The sequence below is a fragment of the Streptomyces sp. 2P-4 genome (assembly GCF_030167965.1).
Lineage (GTDB): Bacteria > Actinomycetota > Actinomycetes > Streptomycetales > Streptomycetaceae > Streptomyces > Streptomyces globosus_A.
The window spans coordinates 3,258,485-3,275,131 of record NZ_CP095011.1; the positions used below are offsets into that span (position 1 = coordinate 3,258,485).

Annotated in this window: 20 protein-coding genes and 1 tRNA gene; 11 read left to right on the forward strand and 10 right to left on the reverse strand. The window is 72.2% G+C overall.

Features of this window, described 5'->3' with window-relative positions; genetic code table 11:
- Positions 1 to 5 precede the first annotated feature (5 nt).
- On the forward strand, positions 6 to 680 hold the full coding sequence (locus MUK52_RS13995; RefSeq protein WP_014046869.1) for a Crp/Fnr family transcriptional regulator: 675 nt from the start codon (positions 6 to 8) through the stop codon (positions 678 to 680).
- Positions 681 to 832: 152 nt separating this feature from the next.
- Complete coding sequence (locus MUK52_RS14000; protein ID WP_114053506.1) at positions 833 to 1,633, forward strand: nucleotidyltransferase domain-containing protein; 801 nt, start codon at positions 833 to 835, stop codon at positions 1,631 to 1,633.
- A 108-nt stretch (positions 1,634 to 1,741) separates the two neighbouring features.
- On the opposite strand, the gene MUK52_RS14005 is transcribed toward MUK52_RS14000, so the two are convergent.
- The 5 genes from MUK52_RS14005 to sp36 all read right to left on the reverse strand — a co-directional run bounded on the left by MUK52_RS14005 (position 1,742) and on the right by sp36 (position 4,576).
- On the reverse strand, positions 1,742 to 2,047 hold the full coding sequence (locus MUK52_RS14005) for a hypothetical protein (RefSeq protein ID WP_114053505.1): 306 nt from the start codon (positions 2,045 to 2,047) through the stop codon (positions 1,742 to 1,744).
- Positions 2,044 to 2,889, reverse strand: a complete 846-nt coding sequence (locus tag MUK52_RS14010; protein ID WP_284576604.1) for an MBL fold metallo-hydrolase — start codon at positions 2,887 to 2,889, stop codon at positions 2,044 to 2,046. The genes MUK52_RS14005 and MUK52_RS14010 overlap by 4 nt, the downstream gene beginning before the upstream one ends.
- On the reverse strand, positions 2,886 to 3,797 hold the full coding sequence (locus MUK52_RS14015; RefSeq protein WP_284576606.1) for an NUDIX hydrolase: 912 nt from the start codon (positions 3,795 to 3,797) through the stop codon (positions 2,886 to 2,888). The genes MUK52_RS14010 and MUK52_RS14015 overlap by 4 nt, the downstream gene beginning before the upstream one ends.
- A 147-nt stretch (positions 3,798 to 3,944) precedes the next feature.
- Positions 3,945 to 4,418 carry a RidA family protein gene (locus MUK52_RS14020; RefSeq protein ID WP_114053502.1) on the reverse strand — a complete coding sequence of 158 codons (474 nt, stop codon included), beginning with the start codon at positions 4,416 to 4,418 and terminating at the stop codon, positions 3,945 to 3,947.
- Complete coding sequence (gene sp36, locus MUK52_RS14025; RefSeq protein WP_007264966.1) at positions 4,415 to 4,576, reverse strand: Sp36 family protein; 162 nt, start codon at positions 4,574 to 4,576, stop codon at positions 4,415 to 4,417. Before sp36 ends, MUK52_RS14020 begins: the two co-directional genes overlap by 4 nt.
- A gap of 112 nt (positions 4,577 to 4,688) precedes the next feature.
- Between sp36 and bagA the strand changes: the two genes are divergently transcribed.
- Together bagA and bagB are read left to right on the forward strand one after the other, a co-directional pair.
- Positions 4,689 to 5,651 carry an ATPase BagA gene (gene bagA, locus MUK52_RS14030; RefSeq protein WP_284576619.1) on the forward strand — a complete coding sequence of 321 codons (963 nt, stop codon included), beginning with the start codon at positions 4,689 to 4,691 and terminating at the stop codon, positions 5,649 to 5,651.
- 104 nt (positions 5,652 to 5,755) lie between these two features.
- Entirely contained in the window at positions 5,756 to 7,039 is a 1,284-nt protein-coding gene (bagB, locus tag MUK52_RS14035) for an ATPase BagB (RefSeq protein WP_502963568.1), read from the forward strand.
- Between the two features lie 49 nt (positions 7,040 to 7,088).
- Here the strand turns inward: bagB and MUK52_RS14040 are convergent, their stop codons facing one another.
- The gene (locus tag MUK52_RS14040; RefSeq protein WP_030299276.1) at positions 7,089 to 7,439 is read right to left on the reverse strand and encodes a WhiB family transcriptional regulator; all 351 of its coding nucleotides are present in this window, start codon (positions 7,437 to 7,439) and stop codon (positions 7,089 to 7,091) included.
- Positions 7,440 to 7,836: 397 nt separating this feature from the next.
- On the opposite strand from MUK52_RS14040, the gene MUK52_RS14045 reads away from it, so the two are divergent.
- A complete protein-coding gene (locus MUK52_RS14045; RefSeq protein ID WP_114053499.1) occupies positions 7,837 to 10,134 on the forward strand; it encodes a transglycosylase domain-containing protein in 2,298 nt (765 codons plus the stop codon).
- Positions 10,135 to 10,218: 84 nt separating this feature from the next.
- On the opposite strand, the gene MUK52_RS14050 is transcribed toward MUK52_RS14045, so the two are convergent.
- Positions 10,219 to 10,680, reverse strand: coding sequence for a GatB/YqeY domain-containing protein (locus MUK52_RS14050; RefSeq protein ID WP_114053498.1), 462 nt, complete (start codon positions 10,678 to 10,680; stop codon positions 10,219 to 10,221).
- Between the two features lie 67 nt (positions 10,681 to 10,747).
- Between MUK52_RS14050 and MUK52_RS14055 the strand changes: the two genes are divergently transcribed.
- Positions 10,748 to 11,686 (forward strand): metallophosphoesterase, encoded by a 939-nt coding sequence (locus tag MUK52_RS14055; protein ID WP_284576629.1) that lies wholly within the window; start codon positions 10,748 to 10,750, stop codon positions 11,684 to 11,686.
- Positions 11,687 to 11,786: 100 nt separating this feature from the next.
- A tRNA-Pro gene (locus tag MUK52_RS14060) sits at positions 11,787 to 11,860 on the forward strand.
- A 117-nt stretch (positions 11,861 to 11,977) separates the two neighbouring features.
- Here MUK52_RS14060 and MUK52_RS14065 read toward each other — a convergent pair.
- The 3 genes from MUK52_RS14065 to MUK52_RS14075 all read right to left on the reverse strand — a co-directional run bounded on the left by MUK52_RS14065 (position 11,978) and on the right by MUK52_RS14075 (position 14,350).
- Positions 11,978 to 13,531, reverse strand: coding sequence for a LacI family DNA-binding transcriptional regulator (locus MUK52_RS14065; protein WP_284576631.1), 1,554 nt, complete (start codon positions 13,529 to 13,531; stop codon positions 11,978 to 11,980).
- A 1-nt stretch (position 13,532) separates the two neighbouring features.
- Entirely contained in the window at positions 13,533 to 13,688 is a 156-nt protein-coding gene (locus MUK52_RS14070) for a hypothetical protein (protein WP_284576633.1), read from the reverse strand.
- A 188-nt stretch (positions 13,689 to 13,876) separates the two neighbouring features.
- Positions 13,877 to 14,350: a helix-turn-helix transcriptional regulator gene (locus MUK52_RS14075; RefSeq protein ID WP_284576635.1), complete on the reverse strand. Its 474-nt coding sequence runs from the start codon at positions 14,348 to 14,350 to the stop codon at positions 13,877 to 13,879.
- A 194-nt stretch (positions 14,351 to 14,544) separates the two neighbouring features.
- On the opposite strand from MUK52_RS14075, the gene MUK52_RS14080 reads away from it, so the two are divergent.
- The 4 genes from MUK52_RS14080 to MUK52_RS14095 all read left to right on the forward strand — a co-directional run bounded on the left by MUK52_RS14080 (position 14,545) and on the right by MUK52_RS14095 (position 16,647).
- Positions 14,545 to 15,063, forward strand: coding sequence for a helix-turn-helix domain-containing protein (locus tag MUK52_RS14080; protein WP_284576637.1), 519 nt, complete (start codon positions 14,545 to 14,547; stop codon positions 15,061 to 15,063).
- 105 nt (positions 15,064 to 15,168) lie between these two features.
- Complete coding sequence (locus MUK52_RS14085; RefSeq protein WP_284576639.1) at positions 15,169 to 15,312, forward strand: hypothetical protein; 144 nt, start codon at positions 15,169 to 15,171, stop codon at positions 15,310 to 15,312.
- A complete protein-coding gene (locus tag MUK52_RS14090) occupies positions 15,312 to 15,572 on the forward strand; it encodes a hypothetical protein (RefSeq protein ID WP_284576642.1) in 261 nt (86 codons plus the stop codon). The genes MUK52_RS14085 and MUK52_RS14090 overlap by 1 nt, the downstream gene beginning before the upstream one ends.
- Complete coding sequence (locus MUK52_RS14095) at positions 15,565 to 16,647, forward strand: YqaJ viral recombinase family nuclease (RefSeq protein WP_284576644.1); 1,083 nt, start codon at positions 15,565 to 15,567, stop codon at positions 16,645 to 16,647. The genes MUK52_RS14090 and MUK52_RS14095 overlap by 8 nt, the downstream gene beginning before the upstream one ends.

Consider the following 16,647-nt stretch of genomic DNA (forward strand, 5'->3'; position numbering starts at 1 on the left):
GACTCGTGGACGACGTTCTGCGGCGCGCCCCGCTCTTCGCGGCGCTCGATGACGAGCAGGCCGCGGAGCTCCGCGCCTCGATGAGCGAGGTGACTCTCGCGCGCGGTGACGCCCTGTTCCACGAGGGCGACCCCGGTGACCGGCTGTACGTGGTCACCGAGGGCAAGGTGAAGCTGCACCGCACCTCCCCCGACGGCCGCGAGAACATGCTGGCCGTCCTCGGCCCCGGCGAGCTGATCGGCGAGCTCTCGCTCTTCGACCCGGGCCCGCGCACCGCCACGGCGACCGCCCTGACCGAGGTCAAGCTCCTGGGCCTGGGCCACGGGGACCTCCAGCCCTGGCTGAACGCCCGCCCCGAGGTCGCGACCGCGCTGCTGCGCGCGGTGGCCCGCCGCCTGCGCAAGACCAACGACCAGATGTCCGACCTGGTCTTCTCCGACGTCCCGGGCCGTGTCGCCCGGGCGCTCCTGGACCTGTCGCGCCGCTTCGGCGTGCAGTCCGAGGAGGGCATCCACGTCGTCCACGACCTGACGCAGGAGGAGCTGGCGCAGCTCGTCGGCGCCTCGCGCGAGACCGTGAACAAGGCCCTGGCCGACTTCGCGGGCCGCGGCTGGCTCCGCCTGGAGGCCCGCGCCGTGATCCTGCTGGACGTCGAGCGCCTGGCCAAGCGCTCGCGCTGACCCCCCGCGCCGACCGGCACCGCCCGAGCGCGGCGGAAGCAACGGGAGGGGCCCTGCCCGGGCGGAACCGGGGCAGGGCCCCTCCCGCGCTTCCGCAGCACCTCAGGCACCCCAGGAGCCCCTTCCGCCGCAGCGCGAGGCACAGTAGGGCCATGGGCGAGCAGCGGGGCGTCGACGCGAACGGCTACATCGAGCGGGAGGGCTCCCTCGGCCGGATCCGCGAGCCGTTCACGCCCGTCGTCGCCGCGGCGCGCCTGCGGATCCGTGACGCCTACGGGCCCCGGCTGCACAGCGCCTACCTGTACGGGTCGGTCCCGCGCGGCACGGCCCGGCCCGGCCGCTCCGACCTGGACCTGCTGCTGGCGCTGCACCACGAGCCCTCCGGAGACGACCGGGACACCGCCGAGGTGCTGGCCCGCACCCTCGACGAGGACTTCCCCCAGATCGACGGGGTGGGGCTGCTGCTGTACGGGCGGGACCGCCTGCTGAGCGAGCAGGAACGCCACGACATGGGCTGGTTCCTGGCCTGCCTGTGCACCCCGCTGCTCGGCCCCGACCTGGCCGAGGACCTGCCCCGCTACCGCCCCGACATCCGCCTCGCCCGCGGGACCAACGGCGACCTGGCCGACCTGCTGCCCGCCTGGCGGCAGCGGCTCGCCCGCGCCGAGGGCCCCGCGGAGCTGCGGCGGCTGGCCCGCGGCTGGTCCCGGCACCTGGTGCGCACCGGATTCACGCTGGTGATGCCGCGCTGGGGCGGCTGGACGAGCGACCTCGCCGAGTCCGCGGAGGTCTTCGGCCGGTACTACCCGGAGCGGGCCGCCCAGATGCGGGCCGCGGCCGCGCTGGCACTGGAGCCCGCGGCCGACCGGGCCGCCGTACGGGACCTGGTCGAGGACCTCGGCCCGTGGCTCGCCGCCGAGTACGCGGCCCGCATCGGCACGAAGGGTGGGTGAGGCGGCCGGGCGGCCGCCCCGGGTGTCGGCGCGTCGTCGGCTCAGGCCGTCGTCGGCTCAGGCGCGCCCTCGGCTCAGGCGCGTCAGGCGCTCAGGCGCGTCGGGCGCTCAGGCGGGGTCCGCCTCCAGCTCCGCCAGCGCCTCCACCGCCGCCTTCGCCTCGGCCAGCCCCGCGCCCGTCGCCTCCCGGTACGCCTTGATCGCGGACACGGTGCGGCCCTCCCGCAGCAGTGCCCGTACCTCCTCCAGGCCGGCCGGCTCGGGCTCCTCGACGCCCAGGTGGGCCAGGAGGAGGCCGAGGCGCCGCTCCAGCCGCTCCGCGCGCCGCTCCAGGGCCTTCATGCGCAGGCTGACGGTCGACGTCATCCACGCCGCGACGGCGAGCAGGACGAGCAGCAGGTAAAGGGTGGTCACTCGGGCCCCCCGGGGATCAGTCCGTGATCTTGAAGGTACTCGAGTTGTGCGCGCACGGACCATTCGGCCGCCGGCCACAGCGACCTGTCGACGTCCGCGTAGACGTGGGCGACGACCTCCTCGGGGGTCGTGTAGCCGTCCTCGACGGCCGTCTCGACCTGCGCGAGCCGGTGCGCGCGGTGGGCGAGGTAGAACTCCACCGCGCCCTGCGCGTCGTCCAGGACCGGGCCGTGGCCCGGCAGGACCGTCCGGACCCCGTCGTCGACGGTCAGCGAGCGCAGCCGGCGCAGGGAGTCCAGGTAGTCGCCGAGGCGCCCGTCCGGGTGCGCGACGACCGTGGTGCCGCGGCCCAGGATCGTGTCGCCGGTCAGCACGGCCCGGTCGGCGGGCAGGTGGAAGCAGAGCGAGTCGGAGGTGTGCCCGGGCGTGGGGACGACGCGCAGCTCCAGGCCGCCGGTGCGGACGACGTCCCCTGCGGCGAGCCCCTCGTCGCCGAGGCGGAGCGCCGGGTCGAGGGCGCGGACCCTGCTTCCGGTGAGTTCGGCGAAGCGGCCGGCGCCCGCGGCGTGGTCGGCGTGGCCGTGCGTCAGGAGGGTCAGGGCGATGCGCTTGCCCATCCGCTCGGCGGTCGCCACGACCGCCTCCAGGTGCCCCTCGTCGAGGGGCCCGGGGTCGATGACGACGGCCAGGTCGGAGTCGGGCTCGGCGACGATCCAGGTGTTGGTGCCGTCGAGGGTCATCGCCGACGGGTTGGGCGCGAGGACGTTGTAGGCGCGCGGGGTGGAGCGGCCGGAGGCGACCGCTCCGCGGGGACGGCCGGGCAGTGCGGCGGCGTCGGTCACGAGGCACCTCCGAAGCTGACGCGCTTGGTGAACTCCTCGTGGCCGGGCCAGCTGAGCACCACCTCGCCGTTCTCCAGCACCGCCTGTGCGAGCACGGGCGCGAGGTCCTGGCCGGGGGCCGCCGCGAGGGCGCCGGCGGCGCTCCCGTACGGCTCCAGCGAGCGCAGGGTGGAGATCGTCGGCGGCATCATCAGCAGCTCGCCCCGGTCGTAGCCGGCCGCGGCGTCGGCGGGGCGGATCCACACCGTCCGGTCGGCCTCGGTGGAGACGTCCCGGGTCCGCTGCCCCTCGGGCAGGGCGGCCACGAAGAACCAGGTGTCGAAGCGGCGCGGCTCGAACTCGGGCGTGATCCAGCGCGCCCACGCGCCGAGCAGGTCCGAGCGCAGCCGCAGCCCGCGCCGGTCGAGGAACTCCGCGAAGGACAGCTCGCGGGCGACGAGTGCCTGCCGGTCGGCCTCCCAGTCGTCGCCGGTGGTGTCCCCGACGACCGTGCCGGCGCTCTCGCCCGCGAGGAGGACGCCCGCCTCCTCGAAAGTCTCGCGGACCGCCGCGCAGACGATGGCCTGGGCGGTACGGGCATCCGTGCCCAGCCGCTCCGCCCACTCCCCGAGGCCGGGGCCGGCCCAGCCGACGAGGTGCTCCTCGTCGCGCGGATCGACGCCGCCGCCCGGGTAGGCGTACGCGCCGCCCGCGAAGGCCATGGAGGTGCGGCGGCGCAGCATGTGCACGACCGGCCCGGCGGCGGTGTCGCGGAGCAGCATCACGGTCGACGCGCGGCGGGGCTCCGCCGGGGTCAGGCTGCCGTCCGCGAGGGCGCGGATGAGACCCGGCCACTCCGGCGGGTACCACTGGCCGCCGGCGGGGCTGGTTCCGGGTGTCTGCTGCTGTCCCTGCTCACCGTTGGGCATGCGGGGATGCTACGGCCATCCGGCCCGATGTTCGAGGGCCGCACGCCGCTGCGGGCAGCGCGCCGCAGGCCGGGGGGTGTGCCGCAGGCCGGGCCCCGCGCCGCGGACGGCGTACGGGCCCGGCCTGCGGGACGACGGCGGTGCCGGTCAGGCGTCGGGCAGGAGCTCGACCTGGATCTCGATCTCGACGGGCGCGTCCAGCGGGAGGACGGCGACGCCGACGGCGCTGCGGGCGTGGACGCCCTTGTCGCCGAGGACCGCGCCGAGCAGCTCGCTGGCGCCGTTGAGGACGCCCGGCTGGCCGGTGAAGTCGGGGGCGGAGGCGACGAAGCCGACGACCTTCACGACGCGCGCGATCCGGTCGAGGTCGCCCGCGACGGACTTGACGGCGGCCAGGGCGTTCAGCGCGCAGGTCGCCGCGAGCTCCTTCGCCTGCTCGGCGGAGACCTCGGCGCCGACCTTGCCGGTGACCGGCAGGCTGCCCTTGACCATCGGGAGCTGGCCCGCGGTGAACACGTAGGCGCCCGACCGGACGGCCGGCTGGTACGCGGCGAGCGGCGGGACGACCTCGGGCAGGGTCAGGCCGAGTTCGGCCAGCTTTGCTTCGACGGCGCCGCTCATGCCTTCTCCCGCTTGAGGTAGGCCACGAGCTGCTCCGGGTTGTTCGGGCCGGGCACGACCTGGACGAGCTCCCAGCCGTCCTCGCCCCAGGTGTCCAGGATCTGCTTCGTGGCGTGGACCAGCAGCGGGACCGTCGCGTATTCGAACTTCTTGGTCATGGGGGCGAGCGTATCGCCTGCCGCGGGCGGGCCGCGCCGGGCGGGGCGGGGCCGCGTCCGGGGGGAGAGGGTCCTGCGCGGCCCGGGGAGCGAGTGGTTAGGCTCAGAGGCTGTGAGCAGGCTCCAGGTGGTCAGCGGCAAGGGCGGAACCGGGAAGACCACGGTCGCCGCGGCACTCGCGCTGGCCCTCGCGCGCGAGGGCAGGCGGACTCTTCTGGTGGAGGTCGAGGGCAGGCAGGGTATCGCGCAGCTCTTCGGGACGGAGGCGCTCCCCTACGAGGAGCGGAAGATCGCCGTCGCAGCAGGCGGCGGGGAGGTGTACGCGCTCGCCATCGACGCCGAGCAGGCGCTGCTGGACTACCTCCAGATGTTCTACAAACTGGGGTCGGCGGGCCGCGCGCTGAAGAAGCTCGGCGCGATCGACTTCGCGACGACCATCGCGCCCGGGCTGCGGGACGTGCTGCTGACGGGCAAGGCGTGCGAGGCGGTCCGCCGCAAGGACCGGTCCGGCCGGTACGTGTACGACCACGTGGTGATGGACGCGCCGCCGACGGGGCGGATCACCCGGTTCCTCAACGTGAACGACGAGGTGGCGGGGCTGGCCCGGATCGGGCCGATCCACAACCAGGCGCAGGCCGTCATGAAGGTGCTCAAGTCCCGCGAGACGGCGGTGCACTTCGTGACGCTGCTGGAGGAGATGCCCGTCCAGGAGACAGCCGACGGGATCGCCGAGCTGGCGCAGGCGGGCCTGCCGGTGGGACGGGTCGTGGTCAACATGGTCCGTCCGCACCACCTGGACGACGAGGCCCTGCGGGCGGCCGGCGAGCTGCGCGGGGACGTGGCGCACGCCCTGTCCCGGGCCGGGCTGGGCGGACTCGCGGAGCGGCTGGTGGACCCGCTGCTGGAGCAGGCTGCGGAGCATGCGGGCCGGGTGGCGCTGGAGCGGGCGCAGCGCCGGGTGCTGTCCCGGCTGGAGGTGCCGGCGTACGAACTGCCGCTGCTCGGCACGGGGATGGACCTCGCCGGGCTGTACGAGCTCGCGGCCGAGCTGCGCAAGCAGGCGGACGAGGAGTGAGCGGGCCCGTGGGCCCGGCGGCGGGCGCCGCAGCGGGCCGGGGAGCGGAAGCGGAAACGGGATCCGAAGCGGGATCGGGAACGGGGACGGGGGCGCGGATCGGGATGGGAGCAGGCATGGACATGCCGCCGGAGCTGGTCGTGGACCGGCTGCTGGACGACCCGGGGACCCGGATCATCGTGTGCTGCGGCGCGGGCGGGGTCGGCAAGACGACGACGGCGGCGGCGCTGGGCCTGCGGGCGGCGGAGCGCGGCCGGAAGGTGGTCGTGCTGACCATCGACCCGGCGCGGCGGCTGGCCCAGTCGATGGGCATCGACTCGCTGGACAACACCCCGCGCAAGGTCGCGGGCGTGGCCGGCGGGGGCGAACTGCACGCCATGATGCTGGACATGAAGCGGACGTTCGACGAGATCGTCGAGTCGCACGCGGACGGGGACCGGGCCGCCGCGATCCTGGCGAACCCCTTCTACCAGTCCCTGTCGGCCGGCTTCGCCGGCACGCAGGAGTACATGGCGATGGAGAAGCTGGGGCAGCTGCGGGCCCGCGACGACTGGGACCTGATCGTCGTGGACACCCCGCCGAGCCGGTCCGCCCTGGACTTCCTGGACGCCCCGAAGCGGCTGGGCTCCTTCCTGGACGGGAAGTTCATCCGAGTGCTGACGGCTCCGGCGAAGGTCGGCGGCCGGGCGGGGATGAAGTTCCTGAACGTCGGCATGTCGCTGATGACGGGGACGCTCAACAAGCTGATGGGCGCTTCGCTGCTGGGGGACGTGCAGACGTTCGTGGCGGCGATGGACACGATGTTCGGCGGGTTCCGCACACGCGCGGACGCGACGTTCCGGCTGCTGCAGGCGCCGGGCACGGCCTTCCTGGTGGTCGCGGCGCCGGAGCCGGACGCGCTGCGGGAGGCCGCGTACTTCGTGGAGCGGCTCGGGGCGGAGCGGATGCCGCTGGCGGGGCTGGTGCTCAACCGGGTGCACGGGAGCGGCGCCGGACAGCTGTCGGCGGAGCGGGCGCTGGCGGCCGCGGAGAATCTTGAAGAAGGCGGCATTGTGGATCAGGAGGCCGGGAAAGCTGGTCTCGGTGCCCCGGCCGCCCACTCCCCCGCGGGCGGAAGCGCACCGGAATCGGAAGGCGTCGAGGCGGGCGCCGACGCTGACGCCCCGGAGGGCGCCGATGTGGAGGGCATCACGGCAGGACTGCTGCGCCTGCACGCCGAGCGCATGCAGCTGATCGCGCGCGAACAGCGCACGAGGGACCGCTTCACCTCGATGCACCCCGACGTGGCGGTGACCGAAGTGGCGGCCCTTCCCGGCGATGTGCACGACCTCGCCGGGCTGCGGGCCATCGGGGAACGCCTCGCGGCCGGGGTGCCGGCCGGAGCGTAGGTGTCCGTACGCACGTACATACGCACGGCTGCGGGGGCGGGCGGTGGGCCTACCCTGCTGCCGCGTACGTCTCGTACGGCACGTCGATCTCCGCGTCGACATCCACGGTGAGGATGCCCGTGCTGCGCTCGTACTCCGTGCGGGCCGTCTCCAGCAGCCGCCGCCACGAGGTGACGGTGGGCCGCCTGCGCAGCAGTGCGCGGCGCTCCCGCTCGGTCATTCCGCCCCACACGCCGAATTCCACACGGTTGTCGAGCGCGTCGGCCAGGCACTCCGTACGCACCGGACACCCGGTGCACACTGCCTTGGCCCTGTTCTGTGCCGCTCCTTGAACGAACAGTTCATCCGGATCGGTAGTGCGGCAGGCTGCCTGCGCACTCCAGTCGGTAACCCAGCCCATCCCGGCGCCGTCCTCTCCCGAATCGAGGCTCCCCCACGGCGGTAGCGGCATATTCACCGCTGCCAGTTGAGGACGTTACGGAAGGCGAGCACAGTGCAACACCCCCGACGGGCCCAATCTTGGATGGCCCGAACGGACTATGGGTAAGCGGCAGATCACCCGACGGAGTGATCCGGCGACATGCCCGACCATTCCGGCGATTCGGATGAAATCGGCGAAGTGGTGACGAGCGGCCATCCGAGTGAGGGGCGGGATTCGGACATCAGTCCACCCCATTCGGGAAGGGTGAAAATCAAGCCGAGGGGTTGATGTCGCACCACACTGCTGTGACAGTTGGGGACAGCTTAGGCCAAGGCATTCGCGCGTGTCCGGTGAATGAGAACGTAGGCTGCCCTCCATGGGAAAGAAGCGCTCGGGCGCCGGGCTCACGGGGCCGCAGCAGGCCGCCAAGTTCCTCGGCCTGTCCGTCCTCTCCGGCGTCGTGCTCGCCGGCATCGCCATCCCGGGCGCCGGCGCCCTGGGGCTCGCCGCCAAGGGCACCGTCGAGGGGTTCGACGAGATCCCGGCCAACCTCAAGACACCACCGCTCAGCCAGCGCACCACCATCCTCGACGCCGAGGGCGGCCTGATCGCCACCGTGTACTCCCGCGACCGGCAGGTGGTGCCGCTGACGGCCATCTCCCCGTACATGCAGAAGGCCATCGTCGCGATCGAGGACTCGCGCTTCTACGAGCACGGCGCGGTCGACCTCAAGGGCATCCTGCGCGCGGTCAACCGCAACGCACAGGAGGGCGCCGCCGCACAGGGCGCCTCGACGCTGACGCAGCAGTACGTGAAGAACGTCTTCGTCGAGGAGGCCGGCGACGACGAGACGAAGGTCCGCGAGGCCCAGGAGAAGAGCCTCGGCCGCAAGATCCGCGAGCTGAAGTACTCGATCCAGGTCGAGGAGGAGCTCGGGAAGAAGAAGATCCTCGAGAACTACCTCAACATCACCTACTTCGGGCAGCAGGCCTACGGCGTCGAGTCCGCCTCGCAGCGCTACTTCAGCAAGCCCGCCAAGGACCTGACGCTGGAGGAGTCGGCGCTGCTCGCCGGCCTGGTGCAGTCGCCGAGCCGGTACGACCCGGTGAACGACTCCCAGGAGGCGATGAAGCGCCGGAACGTCGTCCTCCAGCGGATGGCCGACGTCAAGGACATCTCGCAGGCCGAGGCGGACGAGGCGAAGGCCAAGCCGGTCCAGCTGAAGGTGACCCGGCCGAAGAACGGCTGCATCACCGCCGTCAAGGGCGCCGGATTCTTCTGCGACTACGTGCGCAACACCTTCCTGACCGACCCGGTCTTCGGCAAGACGCGCGAGGAGCGCGCCAAGCTGTGGAACCGGGGCGGCCTGACCGTCCGCACGACGCTCGACCCGCAGGCGCAGGACTCCGTCAACGAGTCGATCAAGGACCACGTCAACCAGGACGACAAGATCGCCACGGCGGTCACCCTGGTCCAGCCCGGCACCGGCCGCGTGCTGGCGATGGGCCAGTCGAAGCCCTACGGCTTCGGCAAGAACGAGACCCAGATCAACTACTCCGTCGACAAGCGGATGGGCGGCTCGAACTTCGGCTTCCCGACCGGCTCCACCTTCAAGCCGTTCGTCGCGGCAGCCGCGCTGGAGCAGGGCATCTCCCCGGGCCGGGTCTACAACTCGCCCTACCAGATGCAGTACCCGAGCCCCGTGCAGACCTGCAGCAACAAGCCGTGGGTCAACACCGACAACGAGCGCCTGGAGAACGAGCAGGAGTCCGAGGTCGGCCCGTACGGCATGACCCAGGCGATGGCGAAGTCGGTCAACACCTACTTCGTCGAGATGATCGCGGAGACGGGCCTGTGCCCCGTCACCGAGATGACCACCAAGCTCGGCGTCATCCCGGCCGACGGAACCAAGCTGCCCGAGGTCCCGGCCATCGCACTCGGCAGTGAGGGCATGTCCCCGCTGACCATGGCCAACGCGTACGCCGCCTTCGCCAACCGCGGCGTCCGCTGCACGCCCGTCTCGATCGAGTCGATCACCGACTCGCACGGCAAGGCGCTGTCGGTGCCGAAGTCCAAGTGCGAGCGGGTGATGTCCGAGCGGACCGCCGACACCATCAACACGCTGCTGCTCGGGGTGGTCGACTCCGGCACCGGTACGCAGGCCGGCCTGACGGACCGGCAGAGCGCCGGCAAGACCGGCACCACCGACAGCCGATACAACGCCTGGTTCGTCGGCTACACCCCGAACATGTCGGGCGCGACGTGGGTCGGCTCCGGCGGCGCCAAGCAGGTGTCGATGGAGAACATCACCATCGGCGGCAGGTACTACGACAAGGTCTACGGCGGCGGCCTGCCCGGCCCGATCTGGAAGCAGGCCGTCAGCGGCGCGCTCGCCGGCCGGGAGGTGGCGACCTTCACCACCGTCGGCCTGCCCGACTCGGGAGCCGCAGGCGGCAGCGCCCGGCCCGGCACCCCGACCACGCCCGTCAAGCCCGCCAAGCCGAACAAGCCCGGCGGGGACGGCAAGCCCGGCGGGCGCCCCGGCGGCCAGACCGGCGGCCAGGCCATCGGCGGCGCGGCGACCGGAGGCGGCGCCACCGGCGGCACGCCGACCGACCCGTTCCCGGGGATCACCCTGGAGCCCGGGATCATCGGCGGCCGCGACACGCAGTAGGCGGCGGCACGGCACACAGCAGGGCTCCGGCCGCCGAACACCTCGGCAGCCGGAGCCCGTGCCCGTGCAGTGCGGTGCGGTTGGTTACGCGAGGTGCTTCTTGACGGCGGCGGCGACGCGCCCGCCCTCGGCCAGCCCCGCCACCTTCGGGCTCACGATCTTCATGACGGCGCCCATGGCCCGCGGCCCCTCCGCACCGGCGGCCCGCGCCTCCTCGACGGCCTGCGCCACGATCGCGCCGAGCTCGTCGTCGGTCAGCTGCTTGGGCAGGTACGTGTCGAGGAACTCGCCCTCGGCCGTCTCCCGCGCGGCCTGGTCGGCCCGGCCGCCCTGCGCGAACGCCTCCGCCGCCTCACGGCGCTTCTTCGCCTCCTTGGCGATCACCTTGAGGACTTCCTCGTCGGACAGGACGCGCGCCTCCTTGCCCGCGACCTCCTCCTTGGTGATGGCGGCGAGGGTCAGCCGGAGCGTGGACGAGTGGAGCTCGTTCCGCTCCCTGATCGCGGTGGTGAGGTCTTCCTGCAGCTTGGCCTTGAGCGTGGTCATGACCCGAGTCTGCCAGGTGCGGGGGCGGTGGCGCCCGCCGGTTTTCCCCGTCTGAGACGATGGGGCCATGCGCGCGCGTTACGGAGTACCACTGAAGGTCACCGCCGGAATCGCGGCGGTGGGGGCCGCCGGAGTGGCCTATGCCGCCGGATTCGAGGCCCGGTCGTTCCGGCTGCGCCGGGTCACCGTTCCCGTCCTCCCCGCGGGGATGCGGCCGCTGCGCGTCCTGCAGGTCTCCGACATCCACATGGTCTGCGGGCAGCGCAAGAAGCGGGCCTGGCTCCAGTCCCTGGCCGGGCTCCGCCCCGACTTCGTCGTCAACACCGGCGACAACCTCTCCGACACCGAGGGCGTGCCCGAGGTGCTCGACGCGCTCGGCCCGCTCATGTCCTTCCCCGGCGTTTACGTCTTCGGGTCGAACGACTACTACGGGCCGCGGCTGCGCAACCCCGGCCGCTACCTGATCGAGAAGATGCAGGGCCGACACGGCCTGAACGGCAACAAGCCGGTCGTCGGCGCCGTCCACAACCCGTGGGAGGGCATGCGGGACGCCTTCGACGCGGCGGGCTGGGTCAACCTCACCAACACGCGCGGCCGGCTCAAGCTCGACGGCCTGGAGCTCGCCTTCACCGGCCTCGACGACCCGCACATCAAGCGCGACCGCTACGAGGAGGTGGCAGGCGGCCCCGAGCCCGACGCCGACTTCTCGATCGCCGTCGTGCACGCCCCGTACCTGCGCAGCCTCGACGCCTTCACGGCGGACGGCTACCCGCTGGTCCTGGCCGGCCACACCCACGGCGGGCAGCTGTGCATCCCCTTCTACGGGGCGCTCGTCACGAACTGCGACCTGGACACGGACCGCGTCAAGGGCCTCTCCACCCACGAGGCGGCCGGCCACCGCTCCTACCTGCACGTCTCCGCAGGCTGCGGCACGAACCGCTTCACGCCGGTCCGCTTCGCCTGCCCGCCGGAGGCCACGCTCCTCACCCTCACCCCGAAGCCCTGACCCCCGGGCCGCACCCCCGCGAAAACCGGATTTCGTCTCCGGCCGCGGGTCCGCTAAAGTAATCGATGTCGCCAGGGCAGCAGCCCGACAGGGCGGCGATCGGGGTGTAGCGCAGCTTGGCAGCGCGCTTCGTTCGGGACGAAGAGGTCGTGGGTTCAAATCCCGCCACCCCGACAGAGTAAGTGCAGGTGAGGGCCGGTTTCCCTTCGGGGAGACCGGCCCTCTTTGCATGCGTTTCCGGATGTGGGATGTCAGCTGGATGTGATCTTGAAACGGGATGTCGCCCGGATGTCAGCGGTTCGCGGCGCGTTCCTGCAACAGGCGGTCGAGGACCGGCACCGGGGACCGGGGCGCGAGGAGCAGCCGGGCGTCGAGGGACTCGTTCCACACCTCGGTGAGCTGCTCCATGAGGAGCGCGCGCATGGAGTCGGTGACGTGGGAGTACCGGGCGCTGACTGAGCTGTCCTCGTGGCCCATCCGGTCGTCCATGAGGACCTTGGGGGTGCCGAGCTCCTCCATGAGCGTGCGGTGCCCGTGACGGAGGCCGTGGCGGGTGAGCCGGTCCTCGATGGGGAGCCAGCACGCCTCTGCTCTGCCGGCAGCGCCGCGCCCGCGGACGGGGACGCCGGGCCAGGGTCCTCCGGTGACGGGGACGGGGTGGGCGTCCTGGGGGGCCTTCTTGGGGTACCAGCCGGTGGCGGCCGGGGTGAAGATCCATGTGCCGTGGCCGGAGCGGCGCCAGTGGGCGGCCTCGCGCGACGGCCCGGTCTGGCGGACGAAGCCGACTTCGGCGATGGCCTTCTCGACGCGCTCGCGGGTCGCCTGGCGGACGGCGTCGGGCCGGTTGAGGACGTTCGACACCGTGCCGGTGGACACCTTGGCGAGCTCGGCGACCTGGCGGAGGGTGGGGCCGGGCTGGCGGGTGCCGCCGGTCCCCCGGCCGCTGTAGACGTACGTGCGGCCGTGGCAGGGGCAGGGCTGGGGCCGGGTCCGGGCGATGTGGTCGGCGACCAGGCGGGAGAGGAAGACGGGGGCGTCGACGGTGCGATAGCTGTCGTCCTTGGGGGGACAGCGGGAGAAGTCGCCGGTCTCCAGCTCGTACAGCTGCCACTCGATCACGAACGTCCGGGAGTTGGGGCGGGCGAACTCCGTTTCCAGACCGACGAGTTCGCCCCACCTCATGCCGGTGTACGTCTTGTGGATGTGGGCGACGAACTCGTCATCGCGGCCAGAGAGGAGCGCCGACCGTTCGGCGATCAGCAGGGAGCCGAGCATCGTCGTGATGGCCTTCTCGGGTCCGCGCTTCCGGCCGCGCCCGTGCCGGCGTCCGCGACCACGCTTGCGCTCCGCGACGTTCTTGTCCGCGTGCCCGGCCTCGACGGCGTCGGCGAGGAGCCGGTGGAGCAGGGAGCGGTAGGTGCGGACGCTGCTCGCGGCGAACTGCTGCAGCTGCTCCTTCTCCCACTTGTCGACCATGGCTTCGGTGATGTCCCGGATCGGGGTGTCCTCGAAGGTCGGCGTGAGGTGGGCGAGGCTGCGCGGGTAGTTCTGCATGGTCGAGTCGGCGAGGGCGAGGGCCTGGAGCTGCTCGCGGGCGAAGGGGCCGAAGGTGACGGCGGCTGAGGCGGCGGCCTGCTCGGGGGGAACCCAGCGGCCTCGCTTCGCTGCCTCGAACGCCTCGACCTCCGCCTTCTGGGCGGCCTTCTCGGCGGTCGTCTTGGTCGGGTAGCGGACGGCGCGGCCGTCCGCGTCGACGACGTACCCCTGTGCCTTGCGGTCCGGGCGCTGGTAGCAGGCCCGGTAGTACGTGGTGCCGCGCGATGTGCGCTTCTGGGCGTATGCCACGTCAATACCCCCCTGGTGCGAGTGCTTCGGCGACCTGGCGGGCGGTATGGCGGCCCGTCGCGAGGATCGCGGTGAGGTTCTTCTCGTCCTGTGCCGTGAAGCGGTCGGCGTTCAGGAGGAGCAGGCCGTCAGCCTGGTCGTGGTCGATCCAGGCCACGACTCCCCGGGGGGCTCCTTCAACGCGGTGCGCTCTGCGGCAAAGCCGCTCTGCCATGCGTGCTCCCAACCTCGGGGGGCGGGTGCTTGTCCGGTATATCCCCCCTGATGGTTTGAAACGGTAGTCACAGGTAATGCGGAAGTAACGCAAAGGCACCCGAAAGGGCACCAATCCGTTCGCGCGTTCGGTTAGTCGTCGACCGTGACCTCGATGCGCAGGGAGCGCAGTGCGGCGAGGAGCTCCTCCGGGGGGGTGCCTTCCTCGCCCCGGATGACGATGGTGGCGCGGACGCGGCCGGAGGGCGTGACGACCTCTTCGACGCGGGAGCCGAGCAGGGGGCCCTCCCTGAGTGCTTCCTGCACCAGGGTGGAGAGTCCTGCCGGCAGGGGGTCGGCTGCCGGTGCGGGCGGGGCCGGTTCTTCCGGCGGCTTGAGGGTCGGCGTGCCTCCGGCCAGGACGTCGCTGATGGAGTCGTCGGTCCAGCCGACCAGGTCCGCGTACGCGCGGACGGTGTGGGTGACGCGGGCGATGGCGCCCCGCTCGATGTTGTGGAGCGCTCCGCGCTTCACGCCGATCGCAGCCGCGACATCCTGCTGCTCCATGCCGAGCTCGATGCGCGCCGCCTTGAGCGACTTGCCGAGCTGGGCCCATTCACTGCTCATGACACCCATGATGCCGCACCCCCCTGCAACAGCAAGGGCGCACGGGCAGCGCAGATGGGCGCATTCGTTGCGCCCCGTGTTGCAGAAGTGTGTCTAGTGTCTGGCGCTGCCGGTCGGGTGAACGTGCATCGACTGCACCCAGAAGTGTCGGAGATGTCTTGCATCCGTGTGCAGTGTATGTCTAGTCTCACGACGTGATCCCGAACGGCACCGCCATCAAGGCACTCCGTGAGGTTCAGTCAATGAGCCTCCGTGACCTCGCCCGCCTTGCTCAGACATCTGCCGGCCAGCTCTCGCGCATCGAGCGGGGGAAGGCCGGGGCCGGTGAGGACCTGCTCTTCCGGCTGGCGGAGGCGCTGGCGGTGCCCGTGGCCGACATCACACGAGGAGAGATGGTGACCATCACCGCAGAGCCGACGGCGGACGTCGTCGAGAACAAGCGCCCGAAGAGGGTGCCGAAGCAGGCCACCCGTGACGTCCCGTACCCGGGGACGCCGGAGGGCGCGGTCTTCCACTACAGCCCGGAGGAGGCGGCCCGGTTCCTGCCGTGGTCCGCGCTCCAGCTCAAGCGCAAGGCGTACGCCCGCGAGATCCCGTTCAACGACGGGGCGTCGAGGGTGACGTTCACCGGGATGGACATCCGGGAGATCAGCGCGATGACCGCTGTGCGTCCGCTGAGCGAGACCGCCCGGCCGACCAGCGTCGCCAGCTAGGCGACCTCTTCCCGGCGACGACACCGGGGGACGACGGGCCATGCCCGGCCTTGATCGCCGCCCCCAGCGCCGCCGGTACCTCACACACTCACGAAGCGAGGAACCATGGAGAAGAACTGTAGCGGGCACAGCTCCCGCGACTGCCACCTCTGCGCGCCGCTGCGCCACCCGTCTCAGCTGAGGACGCGCCGCGCGCTCTCCGCTCTGCCCCGGCAGGCGCGGGCCGAGAAGACCGGCGGTGCCGCCTGATGGCCGCCCCCGTCCGCCGCAAGGCGATCCGCCTGAACCGTCGGCCGATCGGCGACGTCGCCGAGCCCCGGCTGCTGCTGAGCGACAACCCGGGCTGGTTCATGACGTGCATGAACCGCGTGATCGTCGACTTCGAGCGCGGGGAGGACCCGGCGACGGCCGGGTGGACCGCCGTCGACCCGATCAAGTGCGCCGCTGAGATCGAGGCCCTGGCCGGTATCCGGCGCCTCGCCCACTTCCGGGAGCTGCCCCGTGTCTGACCTGATGACGCCTCCCCTGTTCGACCTGGAGGGCGCCCCCGCGCCCCGGGGACTGCTGGACGCGCCGACGGCGCGGCTGCTCCTGCCGGCCGACGCCTCTGAGGAGCAGTGGCACGAGGCCCGGCGCGGGGGGATCGGCGGCTCGAACGTCGCCGCAATCCTCGGGCTGGGGAACACGAAGTACGCGTCCCCGCTGCACGTGTACGAGGAGAAGCACGGGCGGTCGACGTTCTCCGGCAACGAGTCGGCGGAGATCGGCACGGAGATCGAGCCGTTCCTGGCCCACATGTTCACCAAGCGGTCCGGCATCCGCACGGCGGAGGCCCCGGGGACGCTGGTCCACGTCGATCACGACTGGATGCGGGTCAACGTCGACCGGCTGACGTTCGAGCGTCCGGGCCCGGCGTCCGGCGTGCTGGAGCTCAAGAGCCGGTCGGAGTACCAGGCGGCCGAGTGGGAGGACGGGGCCGTCCCGGACGCGCCCGCGGTTCAGTGCCATTGGGGCATGGCGGTCGGCGGCTGGGACCACGGCTTCGTCGCCGCCCTCGTCGGCGGCAACAAGTTCCGGTGGGTCCGCCTGGAGCGCGACGAGGAGATGATCGGCTACCTCGTCGACTACTGCGGCCGGTGGTTCCAGCGGCACGTCGTCGAGGGCTTCCCGCCGGACCCCGACGGCTACGAGGCGACGACCGACCTGCTCGCGAAGCTGTGGTCCGTCAAGGCCGAGACGATCGCGGAGATCGGCGTCGAGCAGGCGAAGGCGCTCCGCGCCCGCCGGGCCGACATCAAGGCCCGGGAGAAGGCGGTCGCCGAGGAACTCCGGCTCGTCGAGAACGAGATGCGGATGCTGACCGGCGAACACGAGATCGCGACGGCCGACGGCAAGCCCGCGTGGTCGTGGAAGGCCAACGGGACGTTCGCGGCGAAGCGGTTCGCGGAGGAAGAGCCGGAGCTCGCCGCGCAGTACACGCACCAGGTCGACGCCCTCGACGTCGACCGGCTCAAGGCCGAGAGGCCCGACACGTACAACGCCTACCGCGCCCGCGTGCTGCGCGTGCCCGCGAAGGGGATCTGA

Bases quoted from the DNA above. Each gene is read 5' to 3' on its own strand.
- MUK52_RS14050 (WP_114053498.1), bottom strand. From the start codon at position 10,680: ATGACCACGCTCAAGGCCAAGCTGCAGGAAGACCTCACCACCGCGATC.
- MUK52_RS14075 (WP_284576635.1), bottom strand. From the start codon at position 14,350: ATGAGCAGTGAATGGGCCCAGCTCGGCAAGTCGCTCAAGGCGGCGCGC.
- sp36 (WP_007264966.1), bottom strand. From the start codon at position 4,576: ATGACCAAGAAGTTCGAATACGCGACGGTCCCGCTGCTGGTCCACGCC.
- MUK52_RS14020 (WP_114053502.1), bottom strand. From the start codon at position 4,418: ATGAGCGGCGCCGTCGAAGCAAAGCTGGCCGAACTCGGCCTGACCCTG.
- MUK52_RS14015 (WP_284576606.1), bottom strand. From the start codon at position 3,797: ATGCCCAACGGTGAGCAGGGACAGCAGCAGACACCCGGAACCAGCCCC.
- bagB (WP_502963568.1), top strand. From the start codon at position 5,756: ATGGGAGCAGGCATGGACATGCCGCCGGAGCTGGTCGTGGACCGGCTG.
- MUK52_RS14040 (WP_030299276.1), bottom strand. From the start codon at position 7,439: ATGGGCTGGGTTACCGACTGGAGTGCGCAGGCAGCCTGCCGCACTACC.
- MUK52_RS14000 (WP_114053506.1), top strand. From the start codon at position 833: ATGGGCGAGCAGCGGGGCGTCGACGCGAACGGCTACATCGAGCGGGAG.
- MUK52_RS14090 (WP_284576642.1), top strand. From the start codon at position 15,312: ATGGCCGCCCCCGTCCGCCGCAAGGCGATCCGCCTGAACCGTCGGCCG.
- MUK52_RS14045 (WP_114053499.1), top strand. From the start codon at position 7,837: ATGGGAAAGAAGCGCTCGGGCGCCGGGCTCACGGGGCCGCAGCAGGCC.
- MUK52_RS14055 (WP_284576629.1), top strand. From the start codon at position 10,748: ATGCGCGCGCGTTACGGAGTACCACTGAAGGTCACCGCCGGAATCGCG.
- MUK52_RS14085 (WP_284576639.1), top strand. From the start codon at position 15,169: ATGGAGAAGAACTGTAGCGGGCACAGCTCCCGCGACTGCCACCTCTGC.